Origin of the sequence: Bacillus sp. S2(2019) (genome assembly GCF_005144805.1) — a bacterium.
GTDB classification, from domain to species: Bacteria; Bacillota; Bacilli; order Bacillales; family Bacillaceae; genus Bacillus; species Bacillus altitudinis.
Genome location: NZ_SWFL01000002.1, coordinates 363,950 through 380,367, shown reverse-complemented (window position 1 = coordinate 380,367; position 16,418 = coordinate 363,950). Strand labels below are relative to the sequence as shown.

The following is a 16,418-nucleotide window of genomic DNA, read 5'->3' as shown; positions in this document are numbered from 1 at the left end:
ATGGGGGAGACATGGAAAAACGGCTTGAAAGCAGGGTTATCGACAACTTGGACACTTGGAAAAGTCATTTTTCCGGTTACCATTCTCGTTAGTATCTTGCAGCATACACCTGTGATGGATTGGATGATACAATTCATCCGTCCTTTTATGGGCCTGTTTGGTCTTTCAGGGGAAGCGGCCATTCCGCTTGTTTTAGGAAATATGCTGAACTTGTATGCGGGTATTGCAGCCATCTTGACATTAGAGCTGCCTGTGAAGGAAGTGTTCATTTTAGCGGTCATGCTCTCCTTTTGTCACAACTTGATCATCGAATCAACAGTGGCGGCGAAGGTTGGGCTACGGGTGTCTGTCATTTTGCTGGTGAGAATCAGTCTTGCCGTCGTGTCAGCAATTGTCATTCACCTCGTTTGGCAGGGAGGCGAGGAGCCGGCGCAATATGGTTTGCTGACAGCTGCTCAGTCGGCTGATGTGCCTTCTAGCTGGTATATGATCATACTTCTTGCTTTACAGAAAGCTGTTCTTGGTGTGCTGCAGCTGGCTTGTATTGTCATTCCTCTCATGATCATCATTCAATTTATGAGAGACTTAGGGTGGCTCCATACGCTGTCTAAGTGGCTGTCTCCTTTTACGAGAATGCTTGGAATGAAAGAAAATACGTCTATGACGATGGTGGCTGGTTTAACCATTGGTCTTGCCTACGGGGCAGGCGTCATGATGAAGGCAGTGGAAGAGGACGGTGTCAGCAAAAAGGATTTAACGCTTGCTTTCATTTTCCTTGTGGCGTGTCATGCGGTGGTCGAAGATACACTCATTTTCATTCCTTTAGGTATTCCAGTCTGGCCGCTTCTTCTTATTCGCCTTATTTCTGCTATTTTATTGACAGCTGCCATCAGCTATATCTGGCGGAGGCGCGAACATACAGCTGTTAGAAAGGAAGCCATATGAACCAATCAACTATTAACACAGTGCTATTTGATTTAGATGGCACATTAATCAATACAAATGAATTAATTATTGCTTCATTTCAGCATACGCTTGATCATTATTACCCTGGTCAATACAGCCGTGAGGATATCCTTCATTTCATTGGTCCATCATTATTTGATACATTCTCTGCAATGGATCCGAATCTGACAGATGATATGATCCAAATGTATCGAACGTTTAATCATGAACAGCATGATCTGCTTGTGACGGAGTATGAGACGGTGTTAGACTCGTTGAAAATTCTTCAGGATCAGGGATTTAAGCTTGGTATTGTGACAACAAAAATACGTGATACGGTTTTAATGGGATTAAAGCTGACTGGATTGGAGCCATTTTTTGAGGTCATTGTCACACTTGATGATGTACAAAATGAAAAGCCACATCCAGAACCAGTTCAGCTGGCATTATCCAAGCTCGGCAGTGATCCGCATGAGGCGATCATGGTTGGCGATAACTATCACGACATTTTATCTGGTCAAGCGGCAGGGACGAAAACAGCAGGTGTTGCTTGGTCTATTAAGGGAGAAGAAGCCCTGTTAAAGCATCGCCCTGATTATATGCTGCAGAAAATGAGTGATCTCTTGGCGATTGTTGGAGCTGATTAAGTTGAGAAAAACAGATCGTTATCCTGTCAAAGGGGTCAATTCGCTTAGACAAGTCTATCGGACGGTCCCCTTTCTCAAGGTTGTGAAAAACTTTATCTTTATTCAAATGGCAAGGTATACGCCTTTTATGGGAATGAAAAATTGGATTTATCGCACCTTCCTTCGAATGAAAGTCGGAGAGGATACGGCGTTTGCTTTAATGGTGATGGTCGATCTCATGTTTCCTGAGAAAATCACTGTCGGTCGAAATAGTGTGATTGGCTATAACACGACCATTTTGTCCCATGAGTATTTGATTAAAGAGTATAGGCTTGGGGAAGTCTATATTGGTGATGAAGTCTTAATTGGGGCAAATTCAACGATTCTACCTGGAGTGACAATTGGTGATGGTGCGATTGTATCGGCAGGAACTCTTGTGAACAAAGATGTTCCGGCAGGCTCCTTTGTTGGAGGTAATCCAATGCGGATAATATATACAAAAGAGGAAATGGAAGCACGTCAATCTACGTCTGCTGAGTAGCTCGGCAGACTTTTTTGTTGACATTCTAACATGGTGTAACTATAATGATTACAACAGAGGTGAGAAAACATGAAAATCAGCAGCAGATTTACTGTCGCTGTCCATATTCTGGCCTTGCTATCACTTGAAAAAGGATCATTACAGACATCGGAGGATATCGCAGGAAGTGTCAATACAAATCCAGTGGTGATTCGCCGTATCATGAGTAAGCTCAAAAAAGCAGGCCTAATCTCAACGAGTCTTGGCAAAGGCGGTTCTCAATTAAACCGAAGTGAGGATGACATTACACTGCTCGATGTGTATAAAGCGGTTGAAGTGGTGGATGAGGGAGAGTTGTTTCAAATTCATGAAAGTCCTAACCCTGACTGTCCGATCGGTGCAAATATTCAAGCTGTACTAGAATTAATTTTGTGCCGTGCACAAAGTGCGATGGAGCAAGTGCTTGCTGAGATCAAATTAAGTGAACTAACGCAGGTTTTAATCAAAAAAATTGGATGATCTATTCAATTTTTTTTACCTCTGTTGTAACTATTGTGGTTACATCTTAAGTGATCAAAATAACCTTATATTGTAGGAGGAATTTACATGAACATTGGAATCATTGGCGCAACAGGTAAAGCAGGACAACACATTTTAAAAGAAGCTCATTCGAGAGGGCACGAAGTAACGGCAATCGTTCGAGATGCACAAAAAGTGACTAATTCATCAGCAGCTGTTTTAGAAAAGGATGTTTTTCACTTAGAGGTAGGAGACGTCAAAGGCTTTGATGTGATCGTAAACGCATTTGGTGCGCCAGCAGGACAAGAGCACCTTCATGTAGAAGCAGGGAAAAAACTCATTCATCTCTTGAAAGAGACACCAGAAACGCGTTTAATCGTCGTGGGAGGTGCTGGAAGTTTATTTGTAGATGAGGCCAAAACAACTAGACTGATGGACACACCGGAGTTTCCAAAGGAATACTTTGCTACTGCTTCACAGCAAGGAGAAAATTTAATAGATCTTCAAAAGACCGAAGGATTAAAATGGACATTTTTAAGTCCAGCAGCCTTCTTTGATCCAGCAGGCAAACGGACAGGTGCTTATGTGAAAGGCAAAGACCATCTTATCGTCAATTCGAAGGGTGAAAGCTATGTGAGTTATGCTGACTACGCCGTTGCGCTTGTCGATGAGATAGAACAAGCTGCTCATGTTGGAGAACGTTTTACTGTGGTTTCTGAAGCAGAATAAGTAGAATAACATGCGTTTCATTGTCGCTAAAAAACGATGAGTGAGGAGTCTGTCTTATGAATGATCAAGAAAAATCTTTTATCTATGTATGGGATGCGTATTGTGGCTGGTGTTATGGATTTTCAAACAGCATCCGTACTTTACACGGAAATCACCCTGAGATACCACTGACACTTGTATCGGGCGGTTTATTTGTAGGAGAGCGTCGTCTACCGATAAAGAATTATCCACACATTTCAGAAGCAAACGAGCGTATCAGTCAGCTGACAGGTGTCGAATTTGGAGACCGTTACGAAGAGTTGCTAGAAAACGGAACATTCATTTTAGACTCTGAGGCTGCTGCAATTGGATTTTCAGCATTAAGATCCATCGCACCAGAGCATGCATTGTACTTGGCTTCATCTATGCAAAAGGCCTTTTATCAAGACGGAAAAAGCCTAAGTGATGAAGAAACTTATAGAGATATCGCTATGAAACACCAACTTGACCCTGATGTATTGGTTGAACGAATGAATGAGACAGAAACGATCAATGATGCGTATGCCGATTTTGCAAAGGTTCAGCAATTGAACGTGAATGGCTATCCTACACTTTTACTAAAAAAAGGGGATGAATACATCAGCCTTGGTGGGGGTGCGATGACGGCTGAAAAGCTTGAAGACCGTCTGAAGGAAATACTAAAAAAATAAATCATTCAAAAACATCCTCCATTCGTATGGAGGATGTTTTTGATGCATGTGTGAATTCTCTTCAATGGGAGAAGTGGTTTATGCTTTAATGATAATCGCCTGGCTACCCATCTGTTTCCAAGAATCCTCAAACTGTTCACGATCGACTTTTTGATTCTTCTCTCCGTAAGGGTTATTTAAGTAGACATGATCTTTGTCGTAGCCAGTGATGACCACGCTATGCATATTAAAGCTGATATCTATTTTTCCATTTGGTGTATTCCATGTTTCAATGTTATCTGTTTTGGCAAAGGTCGAAGTTGTAATGACCCAGACAGGATAACCTTTTTCAAGTGATTGGTAAATGGCTTTTTTAACTGGCTTGCCGGTCAAGTCCACCGCTTGATTACCTGCATATTTTTTCGCAAGCTGATAAATGGGTTCATGGTACACACCAAGACCTGGCCCATTCTCCATATCGCCTACAAACCCGTCATGAGGGTCTCCTTTTAAGCCATTCTCATAATTGAGTGGGATACGCTTAATCTCGTTTGCCAATGCGTTTTTCGTTATATGCTCATAGCCGCTGTAATGAAGAAGCATGGCTAAGCTCGTGACTTCGCATCCGTTATAAAGCTTTGGTGCATCCATTTGATTAAAGAGGATGACGTCCATGGCTTTTTTATTTCCTTTTAAACTAGAATGTGTCGTTTCTGTTTTCTTCGTAGAACGTGTTTCTTCTGCTGCTAGTGCGGTATCATTTTCTTTTTCTTTGGCTTCTTGCGGTGACGTTGTTTTCTTGACTTGGTCGAATTGTGAAACGTAAATAAAGCCGAAATAAACAAGACATGCGCACAACAAAGTTAAGATTAATGTCTGGATGAATTTCACTGTAATCTCCTGTGTTATTCAATATTTTTAAGTATTATAGCATGTTCCTAAAGCAAAGAGATCAAAAAGGATTAGGTGTCATTTTAATGTAATATATGAACAAATGATTAAGGAAAAAAAGGGGAAAATAAAAATGATTGATTTAATCACTTTATTTTGTTAGCATATTATCATATTAGCGAACTAAAGGATTCGGAATTTTTCGTTTTAATGTGTTGGAGGTGCGGAAGAACATGTTCATGTTTGAAAAACCATATGGTATGCGAGATTCATTACCAGGATTGTATGAGACGAAGAAAAGAGTCAGGCATTCTTTAACAGAGGTCATGAATGGTTGGGGTTATCGTTTAATGGAAACGCCAACGCTTGAATTTTACGATACAGTCGGTGTTCAATCTGCGATTACAGATACGCAGCTGTTTAAGCTTCTTGATCAAAATGGTCAAACCCTTGTGCTTAGACCTGATATGACGGGACCAATTGCGAGAGTGGCGGCTTCAAAGCTTCACGAACAGGCGTATCCGCTTCGAGTCGGTTATGCAGCCAACGTGTTTCGGGCACAGGAAAGAGAAGGCGGAAGACCTTCTGAATTTGAGCAGGTCGGTATTGAATTGATCGGTGATGGTTCGATTAGTGCAGATGCTGAAGTCATAGCGCTTGTTGTGTTTGCATTAAAAAATGCCGGACTTCAATCCTTCAAAATTGCGATTGGGCATGTGGCTTTGGCAGAGACCTTGTTTTTAGATGTACTAGGGAATACAGAGCGGGCGAACGTATTGCGCCGATTTTTATATGAAAAGAATTATGTGGGCTACAGGCAGCATGTCAAACAATTGCCTCTCTCATCCATCGATAAAACAAGGCTGCTCCAGCTTTTAGAGCTGCGTGGCGGTCAAGAAGTGACCGAGCAGGCTGAAGAAATTGTGGTCTCACAAGAGGGAAAAGAAGTGCTGGCGGAGTTAAAGGCGCTGTGGGAGACACTTGAAGATTACGGCTGTACAGAATATATCCGTTTGGATTTAAGCATGGTCAGTCATATGAGCTACTATACGGGAATTTTGTTTGAAGTATTTGCAGATCATGTTGGGTCTGTGATCGGAAGTGGAGGAAGGTATGATCAATTGCTTGCTCACTTTGATGCACCCGCACCCGCTACAGGCTTCGGACTTCGATTAGACCGTCTTCTTGAGGCACTCGACGCAAAAGAAATAAATGAGCCCCAAGAGGCTGTGATTTTTAGTAAAGAACAACGGCTTGAAGCATTTGATTTTGCAGAAAAAGAGCGGACAAAAGGCAAAAGGATTGTTCTCCAAGACTTAGCAGGTATTGAAAATATCGATGCCATGACCAAGGCATTTGAGCAAGTGACTTATTTTATCGGCGCTAGAAAGGAAGAGCAAAATGGGTAAAGTGTTGACAATGGCAATGCCAAAGGGGCGGATATTTGAAGAAGCAGCAGGGCTATTAAGACAGGCTGGATATCAGCTGCCGGAGGAATTTGAAGATTCAAGAAAACTAATCATTGATGTGCCGGAAGAAAATCTCCGCTTTATTTTAGCGAAGCCAATGGATGTGACGACATATGTAGAGCACGGTGTAGCGGATGTGGGCATTGCAGGGAAAGACGTCATGCTTGAAGAAGCACGGGATGTGTACGAAGTGCTCGATTTAAACATTAGCAAATGTCATTTAGCTGTAGCAGGCTTGCCGGGAGCCAGCTGGGGCGGTGTTGCGCCGCGTGTGGCCACAAAGTACCCAAATGTCGCTTCTTCTTATTTTAGAGAACAAGGTGAGCAGGTGGAGATCATTAAGCTAAATGGTTCCATTGAATTAGCACCGCTCATCGGACTTGCCGATCGAATTGTTGACATTGTCTCCACCGGTCAAACACTTAAGGAAAATGGGCTTGTCGAAACGGAACATATTTGTGACATTACGTCACGTTTTATTGTCAATCCTGTGAGCTATCGAATGAAGGATGCGGTAATCGATGAAATGGCGCAGCGTCTGGCAAGAATCATCGAAGGAGAAGGGGAGGAAACATCATGAACATCACCTACATACAAGAAGGTGAGACAGACACTCTCTCACTCAAGCGTTCTCTAGATACAGGAACGGAAGAGCAGCGACTGGCTGTTCAACGAATTATCGAAGAAGTGAGAAAAAATGGTGACGAAGCCGTACGGTCTTTCACGAAGCAATTTGACGGTGTCTCTATTGAACAGTCACTTGTGACGGAGGATGAAAAGACAAAAGCCTACGAACGTTTGGACCCGGAGATGATCCAAATCATCCAAACGGCGATCCGGAATATTCGAACATACCACGAGCGTCAGCTGACCTCCTCTTGGTTTTATCACCAAAAGGACGGCTCAATGCTAGGTCAGAAAGTAACACCGCTCGATGCGGTCGGTGTATATGTCCCAGGCGGAACGGCCGCTTATCCATCATCTGTTTTAATGAATGTGATCCCAGCACTTGTTGCCGGCGTTGAGCGAATTGTCCTTGTGACACCGCCAGGAAAAGACGGCCGTCTGTCTGACGCTGTTCTAGTAGCTGCGAAGGAGCTGGGCATTTCAGAAATGTACAAAATGGGCGGTGCTCAGGCGATAGCCGCTCTTGCATATGGAACGGAAAGTATTCAGCCTGTTGATAAAATCACCGGTCCAGGAAATATTTATGTAGCACTTGCCAAACGGGAAGTATTTGGTCAAGTAGACATTGATATGATTGCGGGTCCAAGTGAAATTGCTGTTTTAGCAGATGAAACGGCAACTGCACATGAGGTGGCAGCTGATTTGCTTTCACAGGCAGAGCATGATGCATTGGCATCTAGTATTTTGGTGACACCATCTAAGGTACTGGCTGAAAGAGTGCAAGCAGAGGTGCAAGCGCAGCTTGATACTTTGCCAAGGAAATCAATTGCAGCACAATCTATTCAAGACCATGGTTATATTTACGTAACAGAATCTTTGGATCGTGCAGTTGATATCGTGAACCAGTTAGCCCCAGAGCATTTAGAAGTGCTGACGGCGTATCCAGAATCACTACTTGGTCAAATCAAGCATGCTGGAGCAATTTTCTTAGGGCGTTACAGCCCAGAGCCGGTAGGGGATTACTTCGCAGGACCGAACCATGTGCTGCCAACAAACGGGACGGCAAGATTTTCTAGTCCGCTCGGCGTCACGGATTTCCAAAAGAAAACGAGCATCATTTCATATAGCAAAGAAGCCTTTGAAACACATAGGGAAAGCATTGCGGCTTTTGCAAGATTAGAAGGGCTTGAAGCACATGCCAGATCGATTGAAGCGAGAAAGCGGGAGGAATCAAAATGAGACAGGCGGAAACAGCGAGACAGACAAATGAAACGAACATTTCGTTAGCGCTAGAGATTGATGGCGAAGGAAAAGCAGATATTCAGACAGATGTCCCTTTTATGACGCACATGCTCGACTTATTCACAAAGCACGGTCACTTTAACTTAACTGTAGATGCAAAAGGAGACACAGATGTCGATGATCACCACACAACAGAAGATATTGGCATTGTGCTTGGGCAGATGTTGAAAGAAGCGCTCGGTGATAAAAAAGGAATCAAGCGCTACGGCTCTAGTTTTGTTCCAATGGATGAAACACTCGCCCAAGTAGTCGTGGATTTAAGCAATCGTCCTCATTTGGAAATGAGAGCCGATTTCCCTAGTCAGAAGGTCGGCACCTTTGATACGGAGCTGGTTCATGAGTTTCTTTGGAAATTTGCCCTTGAAGCACGAATCAATCTGCATGTGATCGTTCACTATGGAACCAATACCCACCATATGATTGAAGCCATTTTTAAAGCGCTGGCACGCGCCTTAGATGAAGCAACAACCATTGATCCGCGTGTGAAAGGGATTCCGTCGACAAAGGGGATGCTCTAATGATTGGCGTCATTGACTATGGAATGGGAAATTTGTTTAGCGTATCAAAAGCACTGGAACGAGCAGGAGCGTCTTATATCGTGTCTTCTGAAGCAGAGGAGCTGAAAAAGGCAGATGCGTATATTTTGCCAGGAGTCGGTTCATTTCGTGATGCGATGCAGCTGTTAAGACAGACAGGACTTGAGGCGTTTATCCACCAAGTCGTGCAGGAAGGAAAGCTGTTATTTGGCATTTGCCTTGGCATGCAGTTGTTGTTTGAAGAAAGTGAAGAAGCAGGAAAAACAAAAGGGCTAGGCCTTTTAAAAGGACGTGTCGTTCTTTTGAAGGATCGTGATCAGGATGGACAAAGGCTGAAGGTGCCTCATATGGGCTGGAATGAGCTCACATTTCATCAGCCCTCTCCATTGTTTAAAGGTGTGCCAGAAGGATTTGCATACTTTGTTCACTCGTATTATGTGAGTGGCATGAATCCAGAAGACCTATTGGCAAGTGCACCCTATGGTGTGCAAGTACCTGCCGTTGTTGGGAAGGGGAATGTGTTTGGAACGCAGTTTCACCCTGAAAAAAGCAGTACAACAGGAATGGCACTGTTGAAACAGTTTATTCAATTAGCAAACGAACAGAGGGTGAGCAAATGAGTGATTTTACATTATATCCAGCAATTGATATGAGAAATGGCAAATGTGTACGACTTGTGCAAGGAGACTATGACCAAGAAACCATTTATGGAGATTCACCGTTAGACATGGCGAGACTGTTTGCAAATGAAGGAGCAAAATGGATACATCTCGTTGATTTAGATGGCGCAAAAGCAGGAAAACGCGTGAATCACGAGCATGTGCTATCGATTGCTTCCTCATTAGATGTGAATGTCCAAATTGGCGGCGGCATTCGGACAGAAGAAGATGTTGCATTTTATTTAAACAATGGCGTATCGAGAGTCATTCTTGGCAGTTCAGCGGTGTCAAACCCGGTTTTTGTGAAAAAAATGCTGGCGCAATATGGAGAGAAAATCGCCATTGGCATTGATGCACGAAACGGTTTTGTATCGACTGAAGGCTGGCTTGAAACGTCGGAAGTGAAGGCGGAGGAACTTGGTCAGGAACTGGCAAAGGAAGGCGCAGAGGTCTTCATTTTCACGGATATTCAAATGGATGGCATGCTGTCTGGTCCAAATGTGGAAAGTACGGTTCGATTAGCAGAAGCAACTGGCAAACAAGTCATTGCCTCAGGTGGTGTCAGTGCAGTGAGTGATCTGCAAAAGCTGTCAGCACAAAAGCAGACAGGTGTGTCTGGTGCAATCATTGGCAAGGCGCTGTACACAAAGCAATTTACTTTAGCTGAAGCGTTTGAAGGGCTTGACAGCATATGATGACAAAACGAATCATTCCATGTCTTGATGTAAAGGAAGGGCGTGTGGTCAAAGGTATCCAATTTCTAGGGTTGAAGGATGCTGGTGATCCGGTCGAATTAGCGCAGATCTATGACGAGGAAGGTGCGGATGAACTCGTCTTTCTTGATATATCTGCCTCTCATGAAGGCCGAAAAACGATGGTGGATGTGGTCAAACAAGTGGCATCCACTCTCGCTATCCCGTTCACGGTGGGCGGCGGGATTAACCACCTTGATGACATGAAGCGTATATTAAGAGCGGGGGCAGACAAGGTGTCTGTGAACACAGCGGCTGTTTTAAGACCGGAGCTAATAACAGAAGGAGCCGACTTTTTTGGTTCACAGTGCATAGTTGTTGCGATTGATGCGAAATACGATGAAGAGAAACAAGCATACATGGTCTATACGCACGGAGGACGCCGTCAAACGGATTTAGAAGTGAGTGACTGGGCGAAAGAAGCCGTGCGAAGAGGAGCAGGCGAGATCTTGCTGACTAGCATGGATGCCGATGGTGAGAAAACGGGCTTTGAGCATCGTTTGACGAAGCTTGTATCAGAAGCAGTCACAGTGCCAGTTATTGCTTCAGGAGGTGCTGGCAATGCGCAGCATATGCTGGAGGCTTTTACAAAAGGTGAAGCTGATGCCGCACTCGCAGCCTCTATTTTCCATTATAAAGAAACCTCCATTCAAGAGGTGAAGACATATTTGAGAGAACACGGGGTGAAGGTAAGATGAAACAGGCAAACGAATTAACCTTTAATGATGCAGGTCTCATTCCTGCCATTGTACAGGATGCTCAAAGCAAGGAAGTTCTTACTTTGGCGTATATGAATCAGGAATCCTATGAAAAAACATTAGAGACAGGGGAAACATGGTTTTTTAGCCGGTCGAGAAATGAGCTTTGGCACAAAGGAGCCACATCTGGACACACCCAGCGTGTTACATCTATTCGCTATGACTGTGATCAAGATGCCCTGCTTGTTCTAGTGACACCAAGCGGCCCAGCCTGCCATACAGGCAGCTATAGCTGTTTTTCAGAAGATGGCGTGAAACAGCAAAGGGGAGAACAAGACCGCTTTGCCATTTTAAATGAAATTGAACAGGTCATTGCGAAGCGGCAGATGGAAATGCCAGAAGGAGCTTATACAACCTATCTCTTTGAAAAAGGAGTCGACAAAATCCTGAAAAAGGTAGGGGAAGAAGCTTCTGAAGTCATCATTGCAGCGAAGAACCGTGATCAAGAAGAATTGAAATGGGAAACAGCAGATCTCCTTTATCACCTTCTTGTGTTATTACGTGAACAGCAGCTGCCTCTTGATGATGTATTAAAGGTATTGAAAAAGCGCCATCAAGGGGAATGAAAAGCTGGGGGTACCCCCGGCTTTTTGCTTTTAAATGAAAAACAAATCCTTCCTTTCCTTTTGTTCTATGTGACGACTCATGAAGTATGTTATACTACACACGGTACACTGTTCGAAATGGAGGGTATCGGTGAGTAAATACACTTCTCAAAATAATCACACACAAGTCGTCCAGCTATTCCAAGATGGGCATTACTTTTTTCATAAAGGTCTAAAAGCATATAGAGAAAGAAATCTGTCTAGGGCAAGTAAGCTGATACAGCGGGCCATCGTACTTGAGCCTGAAAATGTAGAAATGCTGTCGCAGCTTGCCATTATTTATACTGAAATGGGTCATTACCAACAATCAAATGAACTGCTTGATTTTATCCTTGAACACTTGGATGAGAATATGTCAGAGTGTCACTACTTTAAAGCCAATAATTATGCGAATCTCGGTTTGTTTCAAGAGGCATATAGATGCGCCACTGCTTATGCTGCGCTGGAAGAAGACGGGGAATTTGCAGATGAAAATGACGATCTCCTCGATCTGCTTGATATGAGTGACGATGTTGATGAAGATTTTCCTTATGATCAGGATGATCTGATTGTAAAGCAGGATCAAGCCAACCATTTGCTAGAAAGCGGCAGGCTGGATGAAGCAATCGAGATGCTGGAACAGATGATTGTTGAGTATCCAGAGTTTTGGTCAGCGTATAATAATCTCGCTTTGGCCTATTTTTATTCTGGCCAAATCGATCAGGCAAAAGAAATGTTGAACCGGGTCCTTCATGAAAATCCCGGTAATCTGCATGCCCTTTGTAATCAGCTTGTTTTCTATCATTATGAAAAAGAAGAAGAAAAGGTCAATCTGTTAGCGAAGCAATTAACGCACGTGTATCCAATATTAAGTGAACAGCGTTATAAGCTTGGCGCGACATTTGCCCTTGTTGGAGAATTTGAATGGGCATTTAAATGGCTTTATTCTTTGTATAAAACAGGTTTCCAAGGCGATAGTACGTTTTTATACTGGCTAGCAAGTGCGGCCTATTATACGGGTCACAAAACACTGGCGCAAACCGTCTGGGATAAGATGGTGGAAGAAGATATTGATGCAGATGAAATCAAGCCGTGGCAAGACAAACCAGAGGAGTCTGAGCCAATGGTTTCAATTGAGGAACGACTCACTGCCTACTATGTCAGCAAACAAAAAGGTGAACGTGACGTCTTGCAATCTGTTCTGGATTCCCGCGCTGCGAAAACGGCCTTTGAACAGCAGTTTATTGAGTTACTTTTATATGAAGGTCAAATGGAAGAACGATCGTTTTCAGAAGATGCGGTCTTCGCAAAACAGGCGGCATCTGCTTTGGAAGAAGCGGTGCAGCCTGATAGCCACATGCCATATTTTTGGTTATTCCATATTATTCAGCAAGCACGCGCTTCAGGCGTAGAGAAGAACAATGCCAGTGCATGGGCAGCAGCTTCTTATTATCTATGGATGAATGAACAAGAAGAATCAGCTGTCAGCAAAAAAGAGATCGCAGCTTCTTTTCAGATCAGCGTTCAAACGCTGTCAAAATATGAGAATGTTATTTGTACGTTCATGGTTTGAATAGGTAAATAGATTCAGATAACAGCAGCATGGCCGAAAAGGTCATGCTTTTTTCTTGGATAAAAAGGTGGGATTTGCTAGGATTTGGCGAAGTATGACAATCTCGACATCTATTTGAAACATAAATGTAATAAAAATATTAGCTCATTTTGTCGATGTGTCATGTATAATGAAACTCGTGGATTAAAACAAAGACATATATTTAAATATTTTACTATACATAATGCAACACCTAGTGATAGAAACAATCTGGTCAACATCTGACTGATTCATCAGGAAGAAAGACACAGGAAGCACAGATTGGTCGCAGAGAATTTGCTGCTTTCTCATGTCGCTTGGGAAATTGTCAAAGGAGGAACTATACGTGAAAAAGTTTATTACTTTCGGTTTAGCTTCGGTGATTGGAGCGAGCGGTTTATTTATTCCATTTACTCATGAAGCAAATGCACAGAACTTTGAACAAAAGAAACAAGAACTAGACAGCAAGCAGTCAGAGGTAAACAAGAATCTTCAAAAGAAAAAAGAAGAGCTTTCAAAGCTTGAGGCAAAACAAGAGGCACTTGCGCTAAAGTTAAAAGAAATTGACGAAAAAGCTTTAAAAACAAGTGATCAAATCGAAGAAAAACAAAAAGAAAACGAAAAAACAAAAAAAGAAATCAAAGCACTGAAAAAAGAAATTGCTGATACAGAAAAACGTATCGAAGAAAGAAACGAATTCTTGAAAAAGCGTGTACGTGCGCTTCAAGAAAGCGGTGGTTCTACGAAATACATAGATGTATTACTAGGAGCAAAAAGCTTTAGCGATTTCATCAGCCGTGCAGGTGCTGTATCTACATTAATCAACGCAGACAGCGAAATCATTAAAGAACAAGAAAGAGACAAAGCGGAATTACAAAAGTCTGAAAACGAATTAAACACAAAGCTTGAAGATGTTCAAAAGACGCTTGCAAAGCTTGAAACACTTCAAACTGACTTAAATAAACAGCTTGATGAGAAAGACAAGCTATTCAAGCAAGTGAAAAAGCAAAAAGGAAGTGCTTCTTCTCAAATCAGCGAGTTAAACACTGAGGCAAACAGCATTGCATCTGAAAAAGACGCAACAATCGCTGCTCAAAAACAAGCTGAAAAAGAAGCAAGAGAAGCTGCTCAAAAAGCAAAAGAAGAAAAAGCACAAAGACAACAGCAGCGTCAAGCAGCTGTTCAAGCTGAAGACAACAGCTCTAATAACGACAGCGGTTCTTCTTCAAATAACAGTGGATCTTCAAATAACAATAGCAGCAGTTCACCGAGCAAGAAGCCATCTTCTGGCGGTGGATCACCTGTCAGCAATAACGTAGGCGGAATCGAAGGTGCGATCAGCACAGGTTCTACCATTGTAGGACAATCTCCATATAAATGGGGCGGCGGCAGATCACAAGCCGATATTGACGCACGTCGTTTTGACTGTTCTTCATTCGTTCGCTGGGCATTTGCATCAGCAGGCATCAACCTTGGACCAGTTGGCGGTACAACAACAGATAAGCTTGTAGGTAAAGGAAGAGCTGTAAGTGCATCTGACATGAAACGCGGAGACCTTGTGTTCTTTGATACGTATAAAGTAAATGGACATGTTGGTATTTACTTAGGAAACGGTACATTCTTGAACGATAACAGCTCTCGCGGTGTTTCAGTTGACTCTATGAGCAACGTTTACTGGAAAAAAGCATTCAATGGCGTTGTAAGAAGAGTCGTTGAATAAATCATTACTTACTATATAACCGTAAACAGGCTTCCTTAAACAGCAGTTTAAGGAAGCTTTTTCTTTTTTTGAAGATATGAGCAAATGATTCGCTTATTATCCGCAGATTTAATAGGATATGGGTAAGGAATAAAAGCTAAGAGTGGAAATGATGCTCTCTGTCATGAATGGAAGCATCACCCAAGGGCATTCTAATAAGAAATGCTAGCAGCAATTGAAGAGGGAGTGACAGTTGTGTCAGAAGAAAAAATCTACGATACGATCATCATTGGAGCGGGTCCTGCCGGAATGACAGCCGCTGTTTATACATCACGGGGAAATCTTTCAACACTGATGATTGAAAGAGGAATTCCAGGCGGCCAAATGGCGAATACGGAAGATGTCGAGAACTATCCGGGCTTTGAAAGCATCTTAGGGCCGGAACTTTCAAATAAAATGTTTGAGCATGCAAAGAAATTCGGTGCCGAGTATGCGTATGGCGATATTAAAGAAATTGTAGATGGTGAAGAGTACAAAATCGTCAAAGCTGGTTCAAAAGAATACAAAGGACGCTCTGTCATTATTGCGGCAGGTGCTGAATACAAAAAAATCGGTGCACCAGGCGAAAAAGAACTTGGCGGCCGCGGCGTATCATACTGCGCTGTATGTGACGGTGCCTTCTTTAAAAACAAAGAGCTTGTCGTGATTGGCGGAGGAGACTCAGCAGTAGAAGAGGGTGTTTACCTCACTCGCTTTGCATCTAAAGTCACAATTGTCCATAGACGCGACAAACTACGTGCCCAAAGCATCTTACAAGCACGTGCATTTGATAATGAAAAAATCGACTTTATTTGGAACAAAACCGTCAAAGAAATCAATGAAGAGAACGGGAAAGTCGGCAGTGTGACATTAATTGATACCGTGACAGGTGAGGAAGAAGACTTCAAAACAGACGGCGTCTTTATCTACATCGGTATGCTGCCGCTGTCTAAACCATTTGAAAATCTTGGAATTACTAATGCAGAGGGCTACATCGAGACAAACGAAAGAATGGAAACAAAAGTTGAAGGAATCTTCGCAGCTGGAGACATTCGTGAGAAAACACTTCGTCAAATCGTCACAGCAACAGGTGATGGAAGTATTGCAGCACAGAGTGCACAGCATTATGTAGAAGAGCTTGCTGAAAAGCTAAAAGCAATGAAATAAACAGCTGTCGTAAATCCTTAATATTGCGTCACGGGCTTTTAACTGGAATGTAACACGGGTGAAACAATTATCCGTTATGATGAAACTAGTAATTGACCCCCTTTTATAAGGAATACATGTTTGGCACGGATGTGAATCCGTGTCCTTTTTTTTGCTTAAAATCAGAAATTCACGAGATGTTCACAAATGACGCATGGAGAACCGTTAGATGTTGTAAAATAAAGAATATATAAAGTGCCCGTCACCATATTCATACGAAAACCTGTCTGTTTTCAGTGAAGAACGGGCATGTTCATTGTGGGAGTCATGATGAACCTGTATAATAAGAAAAAGACAT

General features: G+C 42.7%; 18 protein-coding genes. 17 read left to right on the top strand and 1 reads right to left on the bottom strand.

Annotated elements, in window-relative coordinates; translation table 11 throughout:
• The 6 genes from FBF75_RS07120 to FBF75_RS07095 all read left to right on the top strand — a co-directional run bounded on the left by FBF75_RS07120 (window position 1) and on the right by FBF75_RS07095 (window position 4,028).
• A complete protein-coding gene (locus FBF75_RS07120) occupies window positions 1-945 on the top strand; it encodes a nucleoside recognition domain-containing protein (protein WP_073412805.1) in 945 nt (314 codons plus the stop codon).
• Window positions 942-1,592, top strand: coding sequence for a pyrophosphatase PpaX (ppaX, locus tag FBF75_RS07115; protein WP_136944578.1), 651 nt, complete (start codon window positions 942-944; stop codon window positions 1,590-1,592). The genes FBF75_RS07120 and ppaX overlap by 4 nt, the downstream gene beginning before the upstream one ends.
• Before the next feature lies 1 nt (window position 1,593).
• Complete coding sequence (locus tag FBF75_RS07110) at window positions 1,594-2,112, top strand: acyltransferase (protein WP_136944577.1); 519 nt, start codon at window positions 1,594-1,596, stop codon at window positions 2,110-2,112.
• Window positions 2,113-2,181: 69 nt separating this feature from the next.
• Complete coding sequence (locus FBF75_RS07105) at window positions 2,182-2,610, top strand: Rrf2 family transcriptional regulator (protein ID WP_003213266.1); 429 nt, start codon at window positions 2,182-2,184, stop codon at window positions 2,608-2,610.
• Between the two features lie 87 nt (window positions 2,611-2,697).
• Window positions 2,698-3,339, top strand: coding sequence for an NAD(P)-dependent oxidoreductase (locus tag FBF75_RS07100; RefSeq protein WP_136944576.1), 642 nt, complete (start codon window positions 2,698-2,700; stop codon window positions 3,337-3,339).
• 56 nt (window positions 3,340-3,395) lie between these two features.
• A complete protein-coding gene (locus FBF75_RS07095) occupies window positions 3,396-4,028 on the top strand; it encodes a DsbA family protein (RefSeq protein WP_136944575.1) in 633 nt (210 codons plus the stop codon).
• A gap of 78 nt (window positions 4,029-4,106) precedes the next feature.
• Here the strand turns inward: FBF75_RS07095 and FBF75_RS07090 are convergent, their stop codons facing one another.
• Window positions 4,107-4,898, bottom strand: a complete 792-nt coding sequence (locus FBF75_RS07090) for a C39 family peptidase (RefSeq protein ID WP_058213565.1) — start codon at window positions 4,896-4,898, stop codon at window positions 4,107-4,109.
• Between the two features lie 233 nt (window positions 4,899-5,131).
• On the opposite strand from FBF75_RS07090, the gene FBF75_RS07085 reads away from it, so the two are divergent.
• From FBF75_RS07085 to trxB, 11 genes are all read left to right on the top strand, one after another.
• On the top strand, window positions 5,132-6,307 hold the full coding sequence (locus tag FBF75_RS07085; protein WP_046344541.1) for an ATP phosphoribosyltransferase regulatory subunit: 1,176 nt from the start codon (window positions 5,132-5,134) through the stop codon (window positions 6,305-6,307).
• A complete protein-coding gene (hisG, locus tag FBF75_RS07080) occupies window positions 6,300-6,947 on the top strand; it encodes an ATP phosphoribosyltransferase (RefSeq protein ID WP_007500071.1) in 648 nt (215 codons plus the stop codon). The genes FBF75_RS07085 and hisG overlap by 8 nt, the downstream gene beginning before the upstream one ends.
• On the top strand, window positions 6,944-8,233 hold the full coding sequence (hisD, locus tag FBF75_RS07075; protein ID WP_008348152.1) for a histidinol dehydrogenase: 1,290 nt from the start codon (window positions 6,944-6,946) through the stop codon (window positions 8,231-8,233). The genes hisG and hisD overlap by 4 nt, the downstream gene beginning before the upstream one ends.
• Complete coding sequence (gene hisB, locus FBF75_RS07070; RefSeq protein WP_008348150.1) at window positions 8,230-8,814, top strand: imidazoleglycerol-phosphate dehydratase HisB; 585 nt, start codon at window positions 8,230-8,232, stop codon at window positions 8,812-8,814. Before hisD ends, hisB begins: the two co-directional genes overlap by 4 nt.
• Window positions 8,814-9,452: an imidazole glycerol phosphate synthase subunit HisH gene (gene hisH / locus FBF75_RS07065; protein ID WP_046344538.1), complete on the top strand. Its 639-nt coding sequence runs from the start codon at window positions 8,814-8,816 to the stop codon at window positions 9,450-9,452. Before hisB ends, hisH begins: the two co-directional genes overlap by 1 nt.
• On the top strand, window positions 9,449-10,186 hold the full coding sequence (gene hisA, locus FBF75_RS07060) for a 1-(5-phosphoribosyl)-5-[(5-phosphoribosylamino)methylideneamino]imidazole-4-carboxamide isomerase (RefSeq protein ID WP_008348146.1): 738 nt from the start codon (window positions 9,449-9,451) through the stop codon (window positions 10,184-10,186). Before hisH ends, hisA begins: the two co-directional genes overlap by 4 nt.
• Window positions 10,183-10,941: an imidazole glycerol phosphate synthase subunit HisF gene (hisF, locus tag FBF75_RS07055; RefSeq protein WP_008348145.1), complete on the top strand. Its 759-nt coding sequence runs from the start codon at window positions 10,183-10,185 to the stop codon at window positions 10,939-10,941. Before hisA ends, hisF begins: the two co-directional genes overlap by 4 nt.
• Window positions 10,938-11,567, top strand: a complete 630-nt coding sequence (hisIE, locus tag FBF75_RS07050) for a bifunctional phosphoribosyl-AMP cyclohydrolase/phosphoribosyl-ATP diphosphatase HisIE (protein WP_136944574.1) — start codon at window positions 10,938-10,940, stop codon at window positions 11,565-11,567. Before hisF ends, hisIE begins: the two co-directional genes overlap by 4 nt.
• A 130-nt stretch (window positions 11,568-11,697) precedes the next feature.
• A complete protein-coding gene (locus tag FBF75_RS07045; protein ID WP_060781450.1) occupies window positions 11,698-13,158 on the top strand; it encodes a tetratricopeptide repeat protein in 1,461 nt (486 codons plus the stop codon).
• A gap of 364 nt (window positions 13,159-13,522) precedes the next feature.
• Window positions 13,523-14,896 carry a C40 family peptidase gene (locus tag FBF75_RS07040; RefSeq protein WP_136944573.1) on the top strand — a complete coding sequence of 458 codons (1,374 nt, stop codon included), beginning with the start codon at window positions 13,523-13,525 and terminating at the stop codon, window positions 14,894-14,896.
• Between the two features lie 234 nt (window positions 14,897-15,130).
• Complete coding sequence (gene trxB, locus FBF75_RS07035) at window positions 15,131-16,081, top strand: thioredoxin-disulfide reductase (protein WP_136944572.1); 951 nt, start codon at window positions 15,131-15,133, stop codon at window positions 16,079-16,081.
• The last annotated feature ends 337 nt before the right edge of the window (window positions 16,082-16,418 follow it).

Bases quoted from the DNA above. Each gene is read 5' to 3' on its own strand.
- FBF75_RS07120 (WP_073412805.1), top strand. From the start codon at position 1: ATGGGGGAGACATGGAAAAACGGCTTGAAAGCAGGGTTATCGACAACT.
- ppaX (WP_136944578.1), top strand. From the start codon at position 942: ATGAACCAATCAACTATTAACACAGTGCTATTTGATTTAGATGGCACA.
- FBF75_RS07105 (WP_003213266.1), top strand. From the start codon at position 2,182: ATGAAAATCAGCAGCAGATTTACTGTCGCTGTCCATATTCTGGCCTTG.
- FBF75_RS07100 (WP_136944576.1), top strand. From the start codon at position 2,698: ATGAACATTGGAATCATTGGCGCAACAGGTAAAGCAGGACAACACATT.
- FBF75_RS07095 (WP_136944575.1), top strand. From the start codon at position 3,396: ATGAATGATCAAGAAAAATCTTTTATCTATGTATGGGATGCGTATTGT.
- FBF75_RS07085 (WP_046344541.1), top strand. From the start codon at position 5,132: ATGTTCATGTTTGAAAAACCATATGGTATGCGAGATTCATTACCAGGA.
- hisG (WP_007500071.1), top strand. From the start codon at position 6,300: ATGGGTAAAGTGTTGACAATGGCAATGCCAAAGGGGCGGATATTTGAA.
- hisD (WP_008348152.1), top strand. From the start codon at position 6,944: ATGAACATCACCTACATACAAGAAGGTGAGACAGACACTCTCTCACTC.
- hisB (WP_008348150.1), top strand. From the start codon at position 8,230: ATGAGACAGGCGGAAACAGCGAGACAGACAAATGAAACGAACATTTCG.
- hisH (WP_046344538.1), top strand. From the start codon at position 8,814: ATGATTGGCGTCATTGACTATGGAATGGGAAATTTGTTTAGCGTATCA.
- hisA (WP_008348146.1), top strand. From the start codon at position 9,449: ATGAGTGATTTTACATTATATCCAGCAATTGATATGAGAAATGGCAAA.
- hisF (WP_008348145.1), top strand. From the start codon at position 10,183: ATGATGACAAAACGAATCATTCCATGTCTTGATGTAAAGGAAGGGCGT.
- hisIE (WP_136944574.1), top strand. From the start codon at position 10,938: ATGAAACAGGCAAACGAATTAACCTTTAATGATGCAGGTCTCATTCCT.